The following is a 21,426-nucleotide window of genomic DNA, read 5'->3' on the forward strand; positions in this document are numbered from 1 at the left end:
GCGTCTGCGGCTTAGCGCCGATGGGGCAGTATGGCGGCGGAGGGTTCCGGTTGCTGCTTACCACGGGGGGCAAGTGCGCGAGGCGTTTATCCTTTTGGCCTTAACTCCTCGGTTACCACAAAACCTGTCACCCCCGGCAGCCGGGGGCCTCCTCCGACAGATGGAAACGATATTAGCACTATTCTTTGGCCCTTGCAACAGCTATTTGAGCGCCTGCCGGAGGGTCTGTTACACTAGTGATTCCATGGATTTCCTCGCCGTATTCCTGATTGCCCTCGGCTTGTCCGCCGACTGTTTTGCCGTGTCCGTCTGCGGCAGTATCAGTATGGGCTCAGCCCTCGACCGAACCAAGGCACTTAAGGTAGCGGCCTCCTTCGGCTTTTTCCAGGCAGGCATGATCCTGGCCGGGTTCCTGGCCGGCAACACCGTGGTTGAACTTATCGAGAGCTTCGACCACTGGCTGGCTTTCGGCCTGCTGGCTTTTATCGGGGTCCGGATGATTAAAGAATCCTTCGAGAAAGAAGCCGAATGCGAGGTAGTAGATATCTCCCGGGGAAAAGCCCTCCTTAGTTTATCGGTGGCCACCAGTATCGATTCGCTGGCGGCCGGGCTGACTTTCGCTTTCGTTGAGACCGGCATTCTCGGACCTGCCGCCGTGGTCGGTCTAACCGCCTTCGTTGTTACTTTAATAGGCATCGGAATCGGCCGCCAGGTGGGTGACCTCGCCGGCAAACGCGCCGAGCTTTTCGGCGGGCTAGTGCTTATCGGCATCGGCATTAAGGTATTGATCGAAGGCTTATTTTAGAAAATAGAAACCAAGAGATGCCCCAAATCCTCACTCGAGGCTGTTCGGCAAATTAACATAACGCACCGGTACCAAGTACTCATCTTTCATTTATTAATACGGCAAATAAATAGACGGCAATGCCGTATAACAATACCATCAAGACATATCTCGGATGTTCCCCTCCGCAACATTTACGCCTGTAAAACGGGAAACAAGTTTGAAACATTAGCGTTGACAGGATATAATATCTTTGTTATCATCTTAATTACCCTTTGGTAAATGACTGCCGTATTTTCGGCACCGCAGGTGGAACGTGAAGAAGCTTCAGATCAAGAAGGAAATCTGCATCGGCTGCGGCCTGTGCCGCGTCTACTGCGCCACCCAGCACTCCAATTCAAAGGACATACTTAAGGCCTTCCGCAAGGAAACCACCAAGCCGGTACCGCGGCTTAAAGTAGAGCGGCAGAACGAGACCAGCTTCTCTGTGCCTTGCCGCCACTGCGACGAACCGTGGTGCGTCTATTCCTGCCTGACCGGCGCCATGACCAAAGATCCGGTCACCGGGGTAGTCACCTCCGATCCGGACAAGTGCATCGGCTGCTGGACCTGCGTCGTTTCATGCCCGAACAGCGCCCTGGTCAAGGACAAGACGACCAAGGTGGTCAAGAAGTGCGACTTTTGCCCCGGTCTGGAGACCCCGGCCTGCGTGGCCAATTGCCCCAATGAGGCAATAGTCCTTATCGAAGTTCAGGGCCAAACGGCGGCCGCCGAGAAGTAGCAAAACCATGATCGCCATCATCGATTACGGGGCCGGCAACCTGCGCTCGGTGGCTAACGCCGTCGCATTATTGGGTTACGACGGCAGGGTTACCAGTTCGCCTCGCGATGTCATGTCAGCCGAAGGGGTCATACTGCCTGGGGTCGGCGCGGCCGCCGATACGGTAGTCTCGCTCAAGTCCCACGGGCTTGACCAAGCTATCAAGGAAATCATCATTAAGGGCACGCCGTTCTTAGCCGTATGCGTCGGGCTGCAGGTACTGTTTGAGGAAACAGAAGAGGGCGGCGGCTGCCAATGCCTGGGACTGCTGCCGGGCAAGGTTAAAAAGCTGCCATCCAGGGTCAAGGTGCCGCATATAGGCTGGAACAACGTTCGCCAGGCGAAACCGCACTACCTATTCGACGGTATCACCGACGGTGCCTTTTTCTATTTTGTCCACAGCTATTACGCCGAACCAGTATCCGATACCAACGTCATCGGCGCCACCGATTACGGTCTGACTTTTGCCAGCGCCGTGGCCTTCGGCAACACCATGGCAACCCAATTCCATCCGGAAAAGTCCGGCGCCGCAGGCCTTAAAATGTATGATAATTTCCTGAAAAGAGCGATTAGGGGAAACTGATGAAAACGAAGTATCTCATCATCGGCAACTCGGCCGGGGGTATCGGCGCCGCGGAAGCCATCCGCGAAGTGGACAAGGAAGGCATCATCACCATCGTCGGCGAAGAACCCTATCCAGCCTACTCCAGACCGCTCATCTCCAAGTTCGTCTCCGGCGAGCATACCCCGGAAACCATGGGCATCCGCTCGGCCAGTTTCTACGAGAATAACCGGATTGATGTCGTCCTGGGCCACAAAGCCTACAAGATGGATACCGCCGCGAAAACGGTAACGCTTGACGACGGCACCGAGATCAGCTATGCCAGGCTGCTGCTGGCCACCGGCGGCAAACCCATCGTACCCAAGATGGAAGGTATGGGCAAGGCCGGCATCTTCAATTTCATCAACCTGGCCGACGCCAAGAAGGTCGAGGAGTACCTGCCCAATGTCCGCCGCGCCGTGGTCATCGGCGGCGGCTTGATCGGCATTTCAGCCACCGAGGCGCTGGTCAAGCGCGGCGTCAAGGTCACCGTCGTCGAGATGAAGTCATACCCCTTAAACACCATCCTCGACGAGCCGGCCGGGCGTATCGCCGAGTATGCCATCAAAAAATACGGCGTCAACATGATGACCGGCCGCACCGTCGCTAAGATCCTGGGCGAAGACCGGGTAACCGGCGTGGTTTACGATGACAGCCACGAGATGGTCTGCGATATGGTCGTCGTCGCCGTCGGTGTTTTTCCCAGGGTTGAACTGGCCCAGGGGGCCGGCATCACCGTCAACCGCGGCATTGTCGTTGACAATCACATGATGACCAGCGTGCCGGATGTCTATGCCTGCGGCGATGCCTCGGAAGCTTTCGACTACGTATACGGCGCGGGCAGGCTGTCGCCGGTTTGGCCTAACGCTTATATCGGCGGTCGGGTTGCCGGTTATAACATGGCCGGATTGCCAACGCGCTACCGCGGAGGCACCGCCATGAACTCCTTGAATTACTTTGGCCTGGAGATGGCCACCGCCGGCATGGCTTCGCCGCCGTCGCCGGAGGGTTACGAGGTCATGGTCAAGAAGAGCGAGGACACCTACCGCAAGCTGGTGATTAACGTCGAAGACAAACTGGTGGGCATGATCTTCCTGGGAGACATCGACAAAGCGGGCGTTTATTTCGGGCTGATGCGCGACCGCATCCAGGTTACCGCATTCAAGAAAAAACTTCTGGCCGAAGACTTTGGCCTAGCCCTTCTGCCCAAGGAAGTCATCGAGGAGCGACTGACCGGCGCCACCGCCGGCCGGGTCAAGGTCGGCGAGGCCTAGACCAATAACCAAGATACAAGAAGCAATAAACAAACAGCGTTGACGGCTAAACATCGGAGACTTCGAAAATGAAAAATTTAACCAAAGTTAGCAATTACTTCGGGGACGGCAAGGTCATTGACGCCTGCTCCATCTTCGGCATGATGGACACATCAGGCAAATGCTTCTCCGGGCGAGACATAACACGGGCTATCGCCAACATGCACGACCGCGGCAACGGCCTGGGGGGCGGCTTCGCCGTCTATGGCCTGTATCCGCAGTATCCGGATTATTACGCCTTTCACATCATGTACGACTCTAAAGAAGGCAAGAATTGCACCGAGGCTTTCCTCAACGAGAATTTCAACGTCCACCATTCCGAGGAGGTGCCAACCCGGCCGGTAGCCGCCATCAAGAACCCGCCGATGGTCTGGCGCTACTTCCTGGACGCCGACCGCAGCCTGCGGGAGGGGAAACTGTCCCCGGACGACTACGTGGTCGAAAAAGTCATGCACATCAATTCTGTCATCGAAGACTCTTATGTTTTCTCCTCCGGCAAGAACATGGCCGCCTTCAAAGGCGTAGGCTATCCCGAGGAGATTTCCGAATATTTCTGCTTGGAAAACTACAACGGCTACCTCTGGACGGCCCACGGCCGTTTCCCGACTAACACCAAAGGCTGGTGGGGCGGCGCCCACCCGTTCAACATTCTTGACTGGACGGTAGTTCACAACGGCGAAATCTCCTCTTACGGCATCAACCGCCGCTACCTGGAGCAATTCGGCTATCACTGTACGTTACAGACCGACACCGAGGTGGTAGCCTATGCCGTCGATTTACTCGTCCGTAAACATAACCTCCCCATTGAACTGGTAGCCGAGATCTTTGCCCCGCCGCTGTGGAGTGAGATAGAGCGCCGCCCCGCCAGAGAGCAAGAGCTTTTAAGGGCACTGCGCCAGGTCTATGGATCGTTACTTATGAACGGCCCGTTCACCATCATCCTGGCCCATGAGGGCGAAATGATCGGACTGACCGACCGCATTCGGCTGCGGCCGCTGACCGTTGGCGAGAAGGGCAGCATGCTGTATCTATCTTCCGAGGAAGCGGCCATTCGTCTTATCTGCCCGGATCTGGACCGTGCCTGGATCCCGATGGGCGGCGAACCGGTCATCGGTTCTCTCAAACACCCGCTCGGCACCGCTAAAGAGGCCGTCGCCGGAGGGGTGGCTTAAGGTGCTTACCCGCCGCATCATACCCTGCCTGGATGTCACGGGCGGGCGGGTGGTCAAGGGGCAGAGTTTCCTCAACCTGCGCGACGCCGGCGACCCGGTAGCCCTGGCCAAGTATTACTACGAACAGGGGGCTGACGAGCTGGCTTTCCTTGACATAACGGCAACTGTAGAAAGCCGGAAAACCATGGCCGGTATCATCGCCGAGTTATCTAAACACGTTTTCATGCCGCTGACTGTAGGGGGCGGCATACGCACTATCGCCGATATGCGGGAGATGCTGCTGTCAGGCGCGGATAAGGTAGCCATCAACACTGCCGCGGTGGCTCGGCCGGAATTGATCACCGAGGGGGCGTTAAAATTCGGCAGCCAGTGCATTGTGGTAGCCATTGATGCCAAGCAGGCCGGCGCCGGCAAGTGGGTGGTGCGTACCCATTCCGCCACCCAGGCTTCCGGGTTGGACGCCGTTGCCTGGGCCAGAAAGGCGGCGGAGATGGGCGCCGGCGAACTGCTGGTTACCAGCATTGACAGCGACGGGCAGAAAAAGGGCTACGATAACGAACTCAACCGGGCTATCTCGGAATCGGTACCGGTTCCGCTTATCGCCTCCGGCGGCGCCGGGACGCTGGAACATATTTTTGAAGCCTTCGATTCCGGCCGGGCTGACGCCGCCCTGGCCGCCAGCATTTTCCATTACGGAACTTATTCTATATCGCAGGTCAAAGACTATCTCGCCCAGAAGGGCATTGCCGTCAGGCGCTAAGGAGCCAATTATGAGAACGTTAGTACCCGCCAGGTTTATTGTCGAGCGCGACGCCAGCAAATGCATCAAGTGCCAGGTATGCGTCAACCAGTGCAGTTTCGACAGTCACTACTGGGACGCCGAAGACGACGAGGTCAAGGTTCGCCCGGGCAAATGTGTCGGCTGCCACCGTTGCGTTATGTTTTGCCCTACAGGAGCCATCAATATCCGCCGCAGCCCGCTGGAATATCGGGAGAACTACAGCTGGGAGCCGGAATATATTGAGGATATTCAGAAACAGGCCGAACAAGGCGGCATGCTGCTCACCGGCATGGGCACCGACAAACCCCACCGCATCTACTGGGATCACCTGGTGTTGAACGCCTCCCAGGTGACCAACCCGTCCATCGACCCGCTGCGCGAGCCGATGGAGCTTACGACCTACCTGGGCAGCAAGCCTGACAGGATCGAAATCGACCCTTCAACCGGCAACCTGGCGACGCGGCTGGCGCCCCAGGTTAAACTCAACGTGCCGGTGATGTTTTCGGCCATGAGCTACGGCGCCGTGTCCCTGAACGTCCAGCAGTCGCTGGCCCGCGCCGCCGCCGAGATAGGCACCATGTGGAACACCGGCGAGGGCGGCCTGCACCCCAGCCTGGTCAAGTACGCCAATAATACCACCGTTCAGGTAGCCTCCGGCCGCTTCGGCGTCTATTCGGAATACTTGAAGACCGGTCGTATCGTCGAGATCAAGATCGGCCAGGGAGCCAAGCCGGGCATCGGCGGTCATCTGCCGGGTGAGAAGGTTTCGGCTGAAGTGTCATTAACACGCATGATCCCCCAGGGTACCGACGCCCTGTCGCCGGCGCCGCAGCACGATATCTACTCCATCGAGGACCTGTCTCAGCTTATCTATGCCCTTAAGGAAGCGACCAATTACCAGAAGCCCATTTCGGTCAAGATCGCCGCGGTCCATAACTCGGCGGCCATCGCCTCCGGCATGGTCCGGGCCGGCGCGGATATCATCGTCCTGGACGGCATCCGGGGATCCACCGGCGCCGCGCCCAAAGCGATCCGCGACAATGTCGGCATCCCCATAGAGCTGGCTCTGGCCTCGGTTGATACCCGTCTTAGGGCCGAGGGTATCCGCAACCAGGCTTCGCTGGTGATTTCCGGCGGCATCCGTTCCTCCGGCGACGTGGCTAAGGCTATCGCTTTGGGCGCCGACGCGGTCAACATCGGCACCGCGGCGCTGGTGGCTCTGGGCTGCCGCGTTTGCCAACAGTGCTACACCGGTAAATGCGCCTGGGGCATCTGTACCTCGGACCTGAAACTGACCAAGCGTATCAACCCGGAACTCGGGGCGCGGCGGCTGGTCAATATGCTGCGGGGTTGGGCGCTGGAGATTGACGATATGCTGGGCGGCATGGGCGTCAACGCCATAGAAAGCCTGCGCGGCAACCGGCTGCATCTTCGCGGCATCGGCCTCAATGAAAAAGAACTCGAGATTCTCGGCGTAAGGATGGCAGGTGACTAGCATGACCGAAACCGTTGAGACCCCCAGGATGGTAAAGATTGACACCGCCGGCATCTACTACCGCGATTTGAACGCCCGGCTACGTAAACTGGTCGATGAAGGCGTCGACCAGATCGTGCTGCAAAATGTCTGCGGACAGCGCTATATCGCCTCCGACCTTTCGCGGCCGGTTGACATTAAGATCTGCGGCACCCCGGGCAATGACCTGGGCGCCTTCATGAACGGCTCGCGAATCGAGGTGTTTGGAAACGCTCAGGACTGTATGGCCAACACCATGAACGCTGGTGAGATTATCATCCACGGCCACGCTGGAGATATCTGCGGCATGGCCGCCCGCGGCGGGAAAATCTTCATCCGCGACTATGTCGGCTATCGTGCCGGCATCCACATGAAGGAGTATCAGGACAAAAAGCCGGTTATGGTCGTCGGCGACACCGGCCAGGACTTTATGGGAGAGTACATGGCCGGCGGCGTGCTGGTGGTCCTGGGCCTGGGTCTTAAAGAAGGCCAAAAGCACAAGGCCAACTTCATTGGTACCGGCATCCACGGAGGCGTCATTTACATATCGGGCGAGGTAGAGCAACACCAGCTTGGCAAAGAGGTCGGAGTGGCGGAACTCGACGAGCATGACCGGGAGATTCTTGGCGGACTTGTGGCCGAATACTGCGAACATTTCAAGCGCGACGCTGAGGCCATCATGCGGCGGCCGTTCCAGAAACTCTATCCCAAATACCTGCGGCCTTACGGCCGGATGTACTCCTACTAAAAGCCCGAGGGCGCGAAACACGAAATCCGAAAAATAGGATTGAGGGTATCAAAGCACTAAGATACATTGACCGCAAGAATTTTGGCGATTAGAATTTGCTTCGTGTTGCGATATTCGGATTTCAATTTTGTTTAACATCCTGATACTGGCCGAGGAGAACGACAAAACCCGGGAACTGAAGAACCGGCTGTCCCGGGAGGGTTATGTTTGCCTGCTGATGCCTCCCGGCGAAGAACCGGAGAAGCTGGCCGCCCAGCACACGGCGCGGCTGGTGGTCGTCGACGTCGGCGCCGAAGATGACATCCCGACCCTGGACACCGCCGGCGAAAGCAAGGGACCAATGCTGGTTGCCGCCGTTTTTCGCCAGCGTTTGGCAGAACTTGGCGCCCGGGATGACGTCGACGACTTCGTGTTGAAGCCTTTCGATGTCGATGAACTGTTGACCCGCATCCGGAAACTCGCAGCCCGGGCTAAAGCTACGCCACCGTCTGACATCATCGTCGCCGGCGATCTCATTATCGATACCGCCCGCTGTGAGGTATCTTTAGCCGGCGCCCCTATAGATCTGACTTTCCGAGAATATGAGCTGTTAAAATTTCTTGCCACCAACCGAGGCCGAGTTTTTTCTCGTGAAGTGCTTCTCAATAAAGTCTGGGGGTACGAGTACTTTGGCGGCGACCGAACGGTGGACGTCCATGTCCGCCGCCTGCGTTCAAAGATAGAAGAATTCGGCCAGATATACGTAGAAACGGTAAGAAACATCGGATACCGCTTTAAACGAAATTTGTAATTATCTCCATCCAAGCGGCTGCAGCCCCCATCGTTACTTCAATACTTTTTACTAACACTAAATCAACCAGAACTTATATCAAAGCCCGTTTTTTCTGAAACATATCCGAAACATATTGTTAATCCCTTCGTAATACCATCGAAATCAGCACTTAATACTGCGCTGGTAGACTGGTAGTAATAAACGAAGGGAGGTATATGTCATTGAACTCAGGTGATACAGCCTGGATTCTGGTTTCAACTGCCCTGGTGATGCTGATGACCCCCGGGGTAGCCCTGTTCTACGGCGGAATGGTGCGGAAAAAGAACCTCATCTCAACTCTGATGATGAGTTTCGCCGTGCTGGCCCTGGTTTCCATCCTATGGGTCGTCTTCGGTTACACCCTGGCTTTCGGCCCTGATATCGCCGGATTTGTCGGCGGTCTGGACTTCCTGGGACTAAAAGACGTCGGCATGGAAGCCACCAGTTACTCCATCCCCGATTTGCTCTACATGATGTTCCAGGGCGTTTTCGCCGTTATAACCGTAGCTCTCATCACCGGCGCGGTAGTGGAGCGGATCAAGTTCTCAACCTTGATGGTTTTTGCCGTCGCCTGGCTGGCGCTCATCTACGGGCCGGTTGCTCACTGGGTCTGGGGCGGCGGCTGGCTGGCGCAGCTCGGTGCTCTGGATTTCGCCGGCGGCACAGTGGTTCACATCAACGCCGGAGTTTCAGCGGCGGCCCTGGTAGTCCTTCTCGGAGCCCGCAAAGGTCTCGGCAGGGAACCCATGGAGCCAAACAATATTCCCATGGTCATGCTCGGCGCAGCCTTGCTGTGGTTCGGCTGGTTCGGCTTCAATGCCGGTAGTTCTTTGGGAGCTAACGGCGGAGCAGCCAACGCTTTCGTTACCACCAACACTGCGGCGGCGGCGGCGGCCCTGGTCTGGATCCTACTGTCATGGCGCACCCGAAAACCCACCCTGCTTGGCGCGGTGACCGGTGCCGTGGCTGGTCTGGTGGCGATTACCCCGGCGGCTGGGTTCGTCTCGCCCATGGCGGCTATCGCCATCGGCGCGGTAGCCGCGGCTGTTTGCTATTTCGCCATGAATTTCAAAGCCAAGATTGGTTTCGATGACTCGCTCGACGTCATGTCGGTGCACGGCGTTGGCGGCATTTGGGGCGCTTTGGCCACTGGCATTTTCGCCAACGCGGCTATCGGGGGTGTGGATGGAGCGTTGGCTGGCAACCTGGGACAACTCTGGAATCAGATTATCGCCGTCGGGGCAGTCATGGCCTACTCTTTTATCGGCACGCTTGCTATTGGCAAAATCCTGGATAAGACCATGGGCCTGCGGGTCAAAGAGCTTGAAGAGGTAGTCGGTCTTGACCTTTCACAACACGGCGAGCGTGCTTACGGGGGGATAAAATAAATGAAAAAGATAGAAGCCATCATCCGCGAAGAACGACTGGACGCCGTAAAGAAGGCGCTGGAGGAAATGGGACTCATCGGCATGACGGTTACCGAGGTATCGGGCAGAGGCCAACAGAAAGGCATACCGCTTCAGTGGCGGGTCGGCGAATACCGGGTGGATTTTCTGCCCAAGCTCAAGGTAGAGATTGTTTGTCATGGCGATGATTGCGGCGCCGCCGTCGAGGCCATCATGAAAGCGGCAAAGACCGGACGCATCGGCGACGGAAAGATTTTCGTCCTGCCGGTAGAATCCGCCCACCGCATCCGGACCGGCGAGACAGGTCAAGCAGTAATTTGACCGCTTAGTGCTGTCCGGGTAAAGATAGGTGGTGGACGGCTCGGTGGTTAGACCGAGCCGTCCACTTATTAATATTTCGGACTACCTTCCTGGTGCAGGGGCTGCTTGTTCGTCACCTTCAGCCGCCAGTTCCAACAGGTTTTCCAGCGCCACCGGTATCGCCGGTGTGAGGCGGGCCTGATGGTAAAGCGCCAGCAGCGTACCCAAGCTTAGAACGCCAACGGTTATCATTCCAGTGTAGGTCAGTGCGTCTGGCAGCCGGAAGAGGCTGAAAGCATTCCAGGCTGTATGTAGAAGGACTGCCAATACAAAGGCGCCCAAAACCCTGGCATTAACAGTAACGCTGCGGAATTTGACTCTTTGGCCCCAAAGCACGGCGCAAACAATACCTGTCCAGGCGGCATGACCCGCCGGAGACAGTAAACCGCGGATAAGTAACACTTGTTCCACCGCCGCCGGATCGCCCTGGCTTTCGATCAGGGCGGCCAGGCCGTAGCCCATTGTTTCTAAGGCAGCAAAACCCATGCCGGCCGAGATACCAAAGAGAAGGCCGTCAGCCTGGTGATGAAAACGCCAGGCGAGAAACAGCAATATGGGCAGAATCAGTTTTGAGGACTCCTCAATGATTCCTATCTTAAGCAAGCCGAGCAGGTCAGCTTCTCGGAGAACGGCGTAATGCAGAAAGCCGGCGGCAATAATTCCCAGCGCCCCGCCGACTAGGAAACAAACCCCCAGGAGAAGAACCGGTATATTACGATCCCGAACATGCTCATAAAAGAAGACCACGTATGCCAGGGGCACGATAAATGCGCCGAGCATGATGACGGTTGGGAAAAAATTCGGGTTCCCCGTCCAGCGCAACGCAGCGTTAGCGCCGAAGAAGAGCAATACGCCCACCACCAGGATCCAGATCCAGGCTTTACGGAAAATATACGAACTTATCAAAGCGTCCTCTGGCCGACAATTATACAGGGTTAATCTTGAAGGAAAAACCCGCAGCAAGGCATTTATAAAAAGGCAGGGGCTTCTTTCGACCGGTGAAATCATGTGTAATCTGTTGGAAACACTTCCGCAGTAAAATCCAGCGCATATTGTTGCAGGGAGGTTTCGATATGGTGAGCGCCGGCGATACCGGATGGATCCTCGTTTCAATAGCCCTGGTGATGCTGATGACACCCGGGGTTGCCCTATTTTACGGAGGCATGGTTCGTAAGAAGAGCGTTATTTCAACTTTAATGATGAACTTCGCCATGCTTGGAGTCATTGGGCTTCTATGGGTTGTTTACGCTTACTCACTCTCATTCGGCCCGGATATCGGCGGCCTCATCGGCAATTTGAAACATGTATTTCTAACCGGTGTCGAAGCCGAACCTTCGGGGGTGTACGCCACCACCGTTCCTCATCTGGCATTCATGATGTTCCAGGGCATGTTCGCTATCATAACGGTGGCTTTGATCACGGGCGCTGTGGTCGAGCGGATTAAATTCTCGGCCCTAATGGTGTTCGCCGTCGCCTGGCTGACTCTGATATATGCTCCGGTTGCCCATTGGGTTTGGGGCGACGGGGGCTGGCTGCTGAAACTTGGTGCGCTTGATTTCGCCGGCGGCATTGTTGTCCACATCAACGCCGGTTTATCAGCCTTGGCGCTTGTACTGGTGTTAGGCGCCCGACGCGGATTCAAACACGAACCGATGGAACCCTCCTCTATCCCGCTGGTGATGATAGGCGCAGCGTTATTATGGTTCGGCTGGTTTGGATTCAACGCCGGCAGCGCACTGGGCGCTTCAGGGCTGGCTTCTTCGGCTCTGGTAGCCACCAACTCAGCGGGGGCAGCGGCAGCGACCACCTGGATGCTGCTGGCCTGGAACCAGCGGAGGCCAACTCTCCTTGGCGTGGCTACCGGCGCTGTCGCCGGACTGGCGGCGGTTACCCCGGGCGCCGGCTTTATTCCGCCGATCTACGGCGCTGCCATTGGCATTATTGCCGCGATAGTCTGTTATTACGCCATGATCGCCAAGATGAAACTCGGGGTTGATGACTCCCTGGATGTTATGGCGGTTCACGGCATCGGCGGCATTCTCGGGGTTCTGGCAGTTGGCATATTTGCCTCAGCGGCAGTCAATCCTGCCGGAACTGATGGCCTGCTTTTCGGAGGGGGGCTGTCGTTACTGGGAAAGCAACTGGTTGGAACAGTATCAGTCGGCGCGTTCGCTTTCGGCGGTACCTGGATCATCGCCAAGATTATCAACGCGACTATCGGATTGCGTGTGAAAGAGATGGAAGAAGTCGTTGGCCTGGACCTGTCGCAGCACGGCGAGCGGGCATTTGGAGGAATAAGGTAATGAAAAAGATCGAAGCAGTAATTCGCGAAGAGAAACTGGACGCTGTTAAAAAAGCGTTGGAAGAAATGGGTATCCACGGCATGACGGTGACCGAGGTTTCCGGCCGGGGCCAACAAAAAGGCATTTCGCTGCAATGGCGGGTTGGGGAATACAGGGTCGATTTTCTTCCCAAGCTGAAAGTCGAGGTTATTTGTCATGATGACGATTGCCATTTGGCGATTGAAGCGATCATGAAATCCGCTAAAACCGGAAGAATCGGAGACGGCAAGATTTTCGTGATGCCGGTTGAGGCAGCGTACCGTATCAGAACAGGTGAAACAGGCGAAGCGGTAATTTGACAGCGGTTTGAATCCTTAAACCGGCAGCTTGTAATCCTTTGGAAATATACCACCGGTAGAATTATCTAAAATAATCCGGCGAGCGAGCTGGAATGGAAGGAGATTTATGAATCCGAAAGAAGTGCTCAAGTATTGTCAAGACAACTGCATCCAAATTGTGGACTTCAAATTCAACGACCTGCCTGGTCTGTGGCAACATTTTTCAATACCGGTGAGCGAACTTGATGAAGATATCTGGGAAGAAGGAATCGGGTTTGACGGCTCCTCCATCCGGGGTTTTCAGGCGATCAACGAGAGCGATATGCTGCTGATGCCGGATGCCAGCACCGCCATCCTGGATCCGATGCTCGAGGTGCCTACCCTCTCCATAATTTGTGATATTTTTGACCCAACCTCGGGGAAGCCATATACCCGTGACCCGCGTTTTATCGCGCGAAAAGCCGAAGCGTATCTGAAGACCACCGGCATCGCCGACACCAGTTATTGGGGTCCGGAAATGGAGTTCTTTATCTTCGACAACGTCCAGTTCGAGCAGAACGAACACACTGCATTCTACAATGTCGATTCAGTTGAAGGTTCATGGAACACCGCCCGGGCGGAAAATATTGACGGCGACGGCAATCCTCATAACCTGGGGTACAAACCCCGCTACAAAGAGGGCTACTTTCCTGTACCTCCCCATGATTCGTTGCAGGACCTGCGCAGCAGGATTATCCTTAAAATGATGGAAACCGGCATTCCAATCGAGGTCCATCACCATGAAGTTGCCACCGCGGGCCAGTGCGAGATTGATATGCGTTTCAGTACCATGGTCAAGATGGGAGACCAAATGCAGTGGTACAAATATATCGTTAAGAATATGTGCCGGAAAGACGGCAAAGTCGCTACTTTCATGCCTAAACCGCTTTTCAAAGACAATGGCTCCGGTATGCACGTCCACCAGTCTTTGTGGAAGGATGGCGTGAACCAGTTCTTTGATAAAGACGGCTACGCTCTTTTATCACAGACTGCCAAATACTATATCGGCGGTTTGTTGAAACACGCCGACGCCCTGATGGCTATCTGCGCCCCGACAACTAACTCCTACAAACGACTAGTGCCGGGTTATGAGGCCCCGGTCAACCTGGTGTACTCCGCCCGCAACCGGTCGGCGTCGGTGCGCATACCCATGTATAACGCTAACCCGAAGTCCAAGCGTTTGGAGTTCAGATGTCCGGATAATACCGCTAATGGCTACTTATGCCTCGCGGCGATGATGATGGCGGGCTTGGACGGCATTCAAAACAAGGTTGACCCCGGCAAGCCCCATGACATGAACCTTTATGAATTGCCCAAAGCCGAAGCTAAAAAGATCCGAACCGTGCCTTCGTCGCTGGACGCCGCGCTTGATGCCCTTGAAAAAGACCACGATTTCCTGCTGCAAGGAGGCGTGTTCACAAAAGATGTCATAGAGGTCTGGCTGGACTATAAACGTACCCAGGAAGTGGATGCCATCCGACTGCGGCCGCACCCCTGGGAGTTTCATTTATATTTCGACATTTAGGTCGTGCTCAATGAGTAAGCCCTCTCGAAAGAGAGGGCTTATTTTGCCTGAGATGTTTATAGAAGCGCGAAAAAATCGTGATTATGTTGCCAGGTCGGCCAGGGCCCGGCTCCAGCCCTCTGGGCCGACCCCTTTGGCAAACACCAGATTGACCAGCTTTACTTTTGCCCAGCGCAGAGATTGGTTCTGGACCAGAACCGGGCGATCAACAGCAGCCAGCATGGACACATCATTGTCTGAGTCACCGACGCCGGTAGTGATGACCGCCCCGTAATTCAGCTTATACAGCTCAGTCAATAGTTTCACCGCCTTGCCTTTTTCGTTGCCGCCGGAGACGGTGTAAAAACGGCCTCCGAAAGCATGCGACAGGCCCGCTTTTTTAAGCTCGGCGAGCAAGAATTCGACAGTCTGGCGTCCCCCGTGCAGCTTAATCGTTTCCGTATATTCGCGATGCTTCGCCGCCTCGGCTGCTTTCAAACCAAGGCCGGTTTCCCGGGCGATATCTTCGACAGTCAGATCGCCAAAGCAGGCTATGTCAAGCGTTCCCATCCAGGCGTTTTTCGCGAGTTTGGCCTTGACGTTTTCGATTACATGATTCAATTTTAATTTCAGTTCCTGATAAGGCACTCCCATTTCGATGACCAGGTAATCGTCGCATACCCGATCATACGAAAACGGTAAGCGGAAATATGACTTGGGGATAAAAACCGCTGATCCGTTTTCGACGATAAATGGATCGGTAATCCCAAGCTCCTGCCGCAACGTGACTTGCTCTTCACGGGTTTTGGAAGAACAGAAAATAATAGGGATATCTCTGGCTTGAAGCCGGCGAAGCGTGGTTAAAGCAGGAGCGTAGGAATATGAAGTGGGATGCAGGAGAGTTCCGTCAAGGTCCGAAAACACCACCAGCCGCGCCGCTACGTTAGGCCCGCGCCCGCCGATTATCGGCAGCGGCTGACCTTCAGGCACGAACAACCGGGGATATTCTTGCGATAGAGATGCGGAGAATTTGGACAGATCCGCTTTTTGGGGCGGCGGCATCAAACGCACCTTAATCGGTTCCTCATCAGGTTTAATGATGCCCGCTTCCACAAGCTCAGTAAGGATTGCCTTTTTGGTTTTTTCCTGGCACAGCAGACTGTGATAGATTACCGACAGACTTGGCAACATCATCTCCAGCACCACATGCTCATCCCCTTTGTCAGCGTGAAGGTGCGGGTTGACTGTCTCGGTTTGAAATACTTCAACACCTTTCTCAGACACTTCTTTGTCGGTGATGGGCAAAAGCCCGCTGAACAGTTCGAAAATGGAGATCAGCTCCTGAGTCTCCACGGCATAGCCTGTACCGTAGGTAAGCCGCTCAGCTAACGCGACGCTCATTGCATGCTCTCCGGCGTTGCCGGTTTTAATAACTTCGGTCTCGAAACGCCCCATTGCTGAAACAAGGTTGTTCAAATGTTTGTTGGTGATCTCAGATACCCGGCCCCATTTTTTAAAATAGAGCTCTCCCATTATCTTGGGTTTGTAGCGCCATTGAATCCGCGTCATTGCGTAGGGTGATTTTGCCAGGCTGAAAGCCGCAGCATAGTGTTTGACGTATTCCAGGGCTGATCCGGGTATGTAATTGTCGGTGTCAATGAACCCGATAAACTCCTTGCCCAGGAGTTTAGCCAGCAGGATACCAAGGATCATGCCCTCACTCTTACCGTTTCGGATCAGTTTATCGTCTCCCAGAATGTGATGATAACCAGCATCGGCTAATGCCCTGGCTACAGCAGGATCTTTCTGGTGCACTATCATTGCCTGGCGGCGGGTCACCTGGCAAAAGCGGTTCAGGATTTCGTGCTCAATCCTAAAGGTATCTATCTCGCCTCGCTGAGAGTTGGATAGAACGATGATAAAAGAGTCATGAGGGATAGCCGAGAGAACACCTTCGAAGACTTTCAGGTCCTCGTTTTTTATCGGCAGAACTATGGCCAGCTTTTTTTCGATTTCATCTATAGATTCTCGCTCGATCTTCTGGACCTCGGCAGCTTCGTTGATTTGAGGGTTTTTAACGCCTGAATCCAGTTCGAGCACTCGGCGGACGCCGTACAAGGAAATCGAACCCATGTGTTCAGTCTGACGGGTGCGTTCTAAACGCATTGCGATACCTCCGGTTGGTTGATTGAACGGGCCGGCTGATCAGGAGCCGGCATAGACGAAAGGAGGGAACGTTGATCCTGATTTTTGAACTCCCAATTATAACACCGGGATGAACGATGGTAAACCAGTTCCCTAATAAGCATGCCCAAGTTTGTTTTAACACGCCAGGTTGTTATAATCGGCGTGAAGAATTCAGGAGGGGTGTCAATGGTCAAATCGCGCAGCGATTCCGTCGAATATGTCCTGAAACGCGTCAAAGAGGATAAAGTCAAATTTATCCGTTTGTGGTTCACCGATATCCTTGGGCAGCTTAAAAGCTTCGCCATCACGGTTGGGGAGCTTGAAGGAGCTCTGGAAGAGGGCATGGGTTTTGACGGGTCGTCTATCGAGGGTTATGCCCGTATTGACGAAAGCGACATGATCGCCTTGCCGGACCCAGACACATACAAGCCGCTGCCCTGGCGGCCTAAAGACGAAGCGGCGGTGGCCCGCATGTTCTGCGATATCAAGAAACCTGGCGGCGAACAATTCGAGGGGGATCCCCGCTACGTCCTCAAGCGGATGCTTAAACGCGCCGCGGAGGCCGGCTATGTTTACTACGTCGGGCCGGAGCTGGAATATTTTTACTTTAAAGACGAGAACCGCGACCAGAAAAGCACCGAGTTTCTCGACCAGGGCGGGTATTTTGACTTAACTCCATTGGACGTTGCCACCGACCTGCGCCGCCAAACAGTCCTGACTTTGGAGAAGATGGGTATCGCCGTGGAGTACTCTCACCACGAGGTTGCCCCATCCCAGCATGAAATCGATATACAGTACACCGACGCCTTGACCATGGCTGACAATGTCATGACCTACCGGCTGGTGGTAAAGGAAATCGCTAGGCAGAACGGCGTCTACGCCTCATTCATGCCTAAACCGGTCTTTGGCGTCAACGGCAGCGGCATGCACTGCCACCAGTCGTTATTCAAAGGAGAGAACAACGCGTTTTTCGATTCTACCGATCCTTACCACCTCTCGGCGATAGCCCGCCACTATATCGCGGGTATCTTAAAACACGCTCCTGAGTTTTGCGCCGTAACCAACCAGTGGATCAACTCTTACAAAAGGTTGGTTCCCGGCTATGAAGCTCCGGTCTATCTCTCCTGGGCCCGCCGTAATCGTTCCGATCTGGTTCGGGTACCGGAATACCGCCCCGGAAAAGAGAGATCAACCCGCATCGAGTTACGCTCGCCTGACCCGGCATGCAATCCGTATTTAGCTTTCGCAGTAATGCTAGCCGCCGGCCTGGAAGGCATCGAGAAGAGGTACGAAGCGCCTCAACCGATAGAGGAGAATGTTTACGAGATGACCGACCAGGAGCGACACGAACGTGGCATCGCAACGTTGCCCGGCAGCCTCGACGCGGCAGTCTGCCTTCTGGAGAACAGCGATTTGATGCGCCAGACTCTCGGCGATCATGTATTCAATGCGTTTATTGAAAACAAACGCATTGAATGCGACAAATACCGCATACACGTGACCGATTGGGAACGTGAACGATACCTGCCGATACTCTAGAACCCGGAAAGAATAAAGGGGACGGCCAGGACGCTCGTCCCCTTAACTTTATCTATGGCAGAGGTTGCAAACAGACGCCAATTTTTTCATAACACTTTCCGGTTACTGCGTTGAAACGGGAAGAAGGATATAATGGAATTGGTGCGTTCCGGAAGCAAGGCGAATGAAAAGAACTCTCCTGTTCGCGTTAACCGCAATCATTATAACGGGCGTTGCGTCATGCACCCCTCCGACTTCTCCAACAACTTTAACGCCTACCGAACTCCGCTACCGGCTACTGGACGCGTTTCCTGACATCTTCTGGTGCGACCCTGATTTCTTTCCCATCGGCAGTCTGGAAAGAGAACTGCAAAACGCCATCAACCAGTTCGAAGGTATTCGCTCCCACACCGAGGAGTTCGATGCCATAGTCCAGCGCATCGGGCTGAAACATAAGCTCAATTACACCAGCGAGGAGCAACTGTTGGTCTACCGTCAGCACAAACTATTGAATCTGGCTGTTATTGAATTTCTGCCAGCAAGCCACGGTTTTAATTTCGTTATTCTGGTTGGGCGAGAAGAGCAAGGTGAGCGAATATTCGGCAATATTGCCACTGACGGCCGAACCAGTGTGACACGGCGAGAACCGAGTTACAATACCTGTCCGATTTGTCTCGCTGAAGGCACACTTGTTGGCACACCTAATGGCCTGGTGGCGGTCGAAGACCTCGCGGTTGGCATGGAGGTTTGGACGCTAGGCGATAATAACCAGAGGGTGGCCGCGCCAATTCTGGAAATCGGGATGACACCGGCTCCGGCGTTCTTCAAATTACTGAAATTCACCCTTGCCGATGGCCGCAGCCTGACCGCGTCGGCTGGCCACCCGGCAATTAACGGTGACGTGTTGGGGGAGTTTAACTACGGCGACGTTTTAGATGGATCGGTCATCGTTGGCATTCAGGTCATTTCTTATCATGGTAGCACCTATGACATATTGCCCGCCGGTACAACGGGCTATTACTGGGCTGATGGGATACTCCTGGCCTCCACTCTAAAAGATCAAACTCCTCCTGTCTCTTGACAACCGTTCTGGAGCCTCATACGATAGCTGTATATGAGACAGCTGCGAATCGCACTCGCCCAGATTAACTCCACCGTCGGCGATTTCAAAGGGAACGTCCGGCTGATTGTAGATAATATCGAAAAAGCTCGGGCCGCCGGCACCGATATTGTTGCCTTCCCGGAGCTGGCTGTACCCGGTTATCCGCCTGAAGACCTGTTACTTAAACCCAGTTTCATTGACGCCAACATCAAGGCGCTGGACAAAGTAACCGCCGCAACCCGCGGCATTACCGCCGTTGTCGGCTTCGTCGATCGCAAATCGGATTTGTATAATGCGGCTGGTATTATCCATGACGGGCGGCTTGTAGCTATCTATCATAAAATACACCTGCCCAACTACGGAGTCTTCGACGAACAGCGCTACTTTAACGCCGGGAAAGCCTGCCCGGTATTCGGTGTGGCTGGCGTAGGAGTAGGTTTCAATATCTGTGAAGACATCTGGTTCGAAACCGGACCGGCTACCGCCCAAGCAGGCGCCGGCGCCGAGGTTATTCTAAATATCTCGGCCTCGCCTTACCATCACGGCAAGCATCATTTCCGGGAGCGCATGCTCAGCGCCCGCGCCATTGATAACGCGGCTATCGTGGCTTTTTGCAATATGGTTGGCGGTCAGGATGAACTGGTCTTCGACGGCGCGAGTGTCATTTTCGACGAGCGCGGCAACACCGTCGCCCGGGCACGTCAATTCGAGGAAGAGTTGCTGGTGGCTGACCTCGATGTTGGCAGTGTGTTCAATAAACGGCAGCAAGATCCGGTACAGTCCAAAAAGAATGTAGAATTGAGTTGCGGCTGTCCCGGTAAGCGCATCGAAGTAGTTGGGTCAAAAGCGAGTGCAGGGCACACCGCGCTGGAAAAACAGGTTTCGGCATTACTCGAACCCGAGGCTGAAGTATACAAAGCCCTGGTGCTCGGCACCCGGGATTATATACATAAAAACGGGTTCAAAGGTGTCGTCATCGGGCTGTCCGGAGGCGTCGATTCATCGATCGTTGCTACCATCGCCGTCGATGCCCTCGGGAGAGACGCCGTCCACGGGCTGATTATGCCATCGCGTTTCTCATCGCCCCTTTCCGCTGAGTATGCTGAACAACTGTCGGTAAATTTGGGGATACAAACCCAAAAAATATCCATCGAACAGGCTTATCAGGCCTACCTCGACAGTCTTTCAGGTGTCTTTTCCGGCATCGAGCCAGACGTCACTGAGGAGAACATACAGGCCCGTATCCGCGGCAACCTGTTAATGGCATTGTCCAACAAATTTGGATGGCTGGTACTTAACACCGGTAATAAGAGTGAAGTCGCCACGGGCTATACGACTCTTTACGGCGATATGGCTGGAGGCTTCGCTATTATCAAAGACGTACCCAAAACACTGGTTTACCAGCTTTGCCAATATCGCAACCATTCGGCCGGATTCGATCTGGTGCCTCAAGGCGTGCTGAAACGCGTTCCGTCAGCCGAGCTGCGGCCGGGGCAAACCGACCAGGACTCGTTGCCGCCCTATGACCTGCTGGACCCGATACTCCTGGCCTATGTCGAGGAGGACAAGAGCGTGGAGCAGATTGTTGGTCAGGGGTACGACGAGAAGACAGTCAAAAAGGTTGCCCGGCTTGTCGACGGCAGTGAGTATAAACGGCGGCAGGCGCCACCGGGAATTAAGATCACACCCAAGGCATTCGGCCGTGACAGGCGGCTGCCCATCACCAACAAATTTAGGGAGTGGGGAGACTTTAAATGAGAATCCAGAGTATTGGTATTAAACGGGCTCTTTGGTTACGGTTAGCTATCATAGTGATAGGCATTATTCTCTCAGGTTTAGCGCTAATGATTTTAGGTCATAGCGAAATACTTGCTTTGTTTTTCGGGATTGCAGGTTTTATTTTGACTTGCGTTGGAGTAGTACTCTCCTTTTCGTGGCTTTGGCGGAATGATGAAAAATAATTGTGGTCGCGACTGTCCGTTCGGAAGTGCTAAAGTGAAAGACTATTGTCAGGTCTGCCGAAAGCTTGATTAATCATGATCAAACCAGGGTTATGGCTGAGGCTGGGTGTAATATGGATTGGCGCTCTTGTCTTCAGCGCTTCTTCAACAATGGTGGTATCTGATTTTGATAAAGCGTTGAGGGTC

Annotated in this window: 19 protein-coding genes; 17 read left to right on the forward strand and 2 right to left on the reverse strand. The window is 54.7% G+C overall.

Annotated features, from left to right (window positions below):
• The first annotated feature begins 244 nt into the window (after positions 1-244).
• The 11 genes from ABV300_RS04980 to ABV300_RS05030 all read left to right on the forward strand — a co-directional run bounded on the left by ABV300_RS04980 (position 245) and on the right by ABV300_RS05030 (position 10,270).
• Positions 245-805, forward strand: a complete 561-nt coding sequence (locus tag ABV300_RS04980) for a manganese efflux pump MntP family protein (protein ID WP_353713807.1) — start codon at positions 245-247, stop codon at positions 803-805.
• Positions 806-1,100: 295 nt separating this feature from the next.
• On the forward strand, positions 1,101-1,565 hold the full coding sequence (locus tag ABV300_RS04985) for a 4Fe-4S dicluster domain-containing protein (protein WP_353713808.1): 465 nt from the start codon (positions 1,101-1,103) through the stop codon (positions 1,563-1,565).
• 7 nt (positions 1,566-1,572) lie between these two features.
• A complete protein-coding gene (gene hisH / locus ABV300_RS04990; RefSeq protein WP_353713809.1) occupies positions 1,573-2,187 on the forward strand; it encodes an imidazole glycerol phosphate synthase subunit HisH in 615 nt (204 codons plus the stop codon).
• Positions 2,187-3,479, forward strand: a complete 1,293-nt coding sequence (locus tag ABV300_RS04995) for an FAD-dependent oxidoreductase (protein WP_353713810.1) — start codon at positions 2,187-2,189, stop codon at positions 3,477-3,479. Before hisH ends, ABV300_RS04995 begins: the two co-directional genes overlap by 1 nt.
• Positions 3,480-3,547: 68 nt before the next feature.
• Positions 3,548-4,690, forward strand: coding sequence for a glutamine amidotransferase family protein (locus ABV300_RS05000; RefSeq protein ID WP_353713811.1), 1,143 nt, complete (start codon positions 3,548-3,550; stop codon positions 4,688-4,690).
• A gap of 1 nt (position 4,691) precedes the next feature.
• Positions 4,692-5,450 (forward strand): imidazole glycerol phosphate synthase subunit HisF, encoded by a 759-nt coding sequence (hisF, locus tag ABV300_RS05005; RefSeq protein WP_353713812.1) that lies wholly within the window; start codon positions 4,692-4,694, stop codon positions 5,448-5,450.
• Between the two features lie 10 nt (positions 5,451-5,460).
• Positions 5,461-6,966, forward strand: a complete 1,506-nt coding sequence (locus ABV300_RS05010; protein ID WP_353713813.1) for a glutamate synthase-related protein — start codon at positions 5,461-5,463, stop codon at positions 6,964-6,966.
• A 1-nt stretch (position 6,967) separates the two neighbouring features.
• Positions 6,968-7,732, forward strand: a complete 765-nt coding sequence (locus ABV300_RS05015) for a hypothetical protein (protein WP_353713815.1) — start codon at positions 6,968-6,970, stop codon at positions 7,730-7,732.
• A gap of 127 nt (positions 7,733-7,859) precedes the next feature.
• Entirely contained in the window at positions 7,860-8,522 is a 663-nt protein-coding gene (locus tag ABV300_RS05020) for a response regulator transcription factor (protein ID WP_353713816.1), read from the forward strand.
• Between the two features lie 203 nt (positions 8,523-8,725).
• Entirely contained in the window at positions 8,726-9,931 is a 1,206-nt protein-coding gene (locus tag ABV300_RS05025) for an ammonium transporter (RefSeq protein ID WP_353715358.1), read from the forward strand.
• Complete coding sequence (locus ABV300_RS05030; protein WP_058439401.1) at positions 9,932-10,270, forward strand: P-II family nitrogen regulator; 339 nt, start codon at positions 9,932-9,934, stop codon at positions 10,268-10,270.
• 81 nt (positions 10,271-10,351) lie between these two features.
• Here the strand turns inward: ABV300_RS05030 and ABV300_RS05035 are convergent, their stop codons facing one another.
• Positions 10,352-11,215, reverse strand: coding sequence for a PrsW family glutamic-type intramembrane protease (locus ABV300_RS05035; RefSeq protein WP_353713817.1), 864 nt, complete (start codon positions 11,213-11,215; stop codon positions 10,352-10,354).
• A 170-nt stretch (positions 11,216-11,385) separates the two neighbouring features.
• Here ABV300_RS05035 and ABV300_RS05040 point away from each other — a divergent pair, with 170 nt between their 5' ends.
• The 3 genes from ABV300_RS05040 (at position 11,386) to glnA (ABV300_RS05050) (ending at position 14,493) form a co-directional block, all read left to right on the forward strand.
• Positions 11,386-12,612, forward strand: coding sequence for an ammonium transporter (locus ABV300_RS05040; RefSeq protein ID WP_353715359.1), 1,227 nt, complete (start codon positions 11,386-11,388; stop codon positions 12,610-12,612).
• Complete coding sequence (locus ABV300_RS05045; RefSeq protein ID WP_353713818.1) at positions 12,612-12,950, forward strand: P-II family nitrogen regulator; 339 nt, start codon at positions 12,612-12,614, stop codon at positions 12,948-12,950. The genes ABV300_RS05040 and ABV300_RS05045 overlap by 1 nt, the downstream gene beginning before the upstream one ends.
• Positions 12,951-13,056: 106 nt before the next feature.
• A complete protein-coding gene (gene glnA, locus ABV300_RS05050) occupies positions 13,057-14,493 on the forward strand; it encodes a type I glutamate--ammonia ligase (RefSeq protein WP_353713819.1) in 1,437 nt (478 codons plus the stop codon).
• A gap of 81 nt (positions 14,494-14,574) precedes the next feature.
• On the opposite strand, the gene ABV300_RS05055 is transcribed toward glnA (ABV300_RS05050), so the two are convergent.
• Positions 14,575-16,638 (reverse strand): bifunctional mannosyl-3-phosphoglycerate synthase/mannosyl-3 phosphoglycerate phosphatase, encoded by a 2,064-nt coding sequence (locus tag ABV300_RS05055; protein WP_353713820.1) that lies wholly within the window; start codon positions 16,636-16,638, stop codon positions 14,575-14,577.
• A gap of 207 nt (positions 16,639-16,845) precedes the next feature.
• Between ABV300_RS05055 and glnA (ABV300_RS05060) the strand changes: the two genes are divergently transcribed.
• The 3 genes from glnA (ABV300_RS05060) to ABV300_RS05070 all read left to right on the forward strand — a co-directional run bounded on the left by glnA (ABV300_RS05060) (position 16,846) and on the right by ABV300_RS05070 (position 21,037).
• Positions 16,846-18,198 carry a type I glutamate--ammonia ligase gene (gene glnA / locus ABV300_RS05060; protein WP_353713821.1) on the forward strand — a complete coding sequence of 451 codons (1,353 nt, stop codon included), beginning with the start codon at positions 16,846-16,848 and terminating at the stop codon, positions 18,196-18,198.
• A 163-nt stretch (positions 18,199-18,361) separates the two neighbouring features.
• Positions 18,362-19,258, forward strand: a complete 897-nt coding sequence (locus ABV300_RS05065) for a Hint domain-containing protein (RefSeq protein ID WP_353713822.1) — start codon at positions 18,362-18,364, stop codon at positions 19,256-19,258.
• 33 nt (positions 19,259-19,291) lie between these two features.
• On the forward strand, positions 19,292-21,037 hold the full coding sequence (locus tag ABV300_RS05070; RefSeq protein WP_353713823.1) for an NAD+ synthase: 1,746 nt from the start codon (positions 19,292-19,294) through the stop codon (positions 21,035-21,037).
• Positions 21,038-21,426 lie beyond the last annotated feature (389 nt).

Source organism: Dehalogenimonas sp. 4OHTPN, assembly GCF_040448695.1.
Taxonomy (GTDB): domain Bacteria; phylum Chloroflexota; class Dehalococcoidia; order Dehalococcoidales; family Dehalococcoidaceae; genus Dehalogenimonas.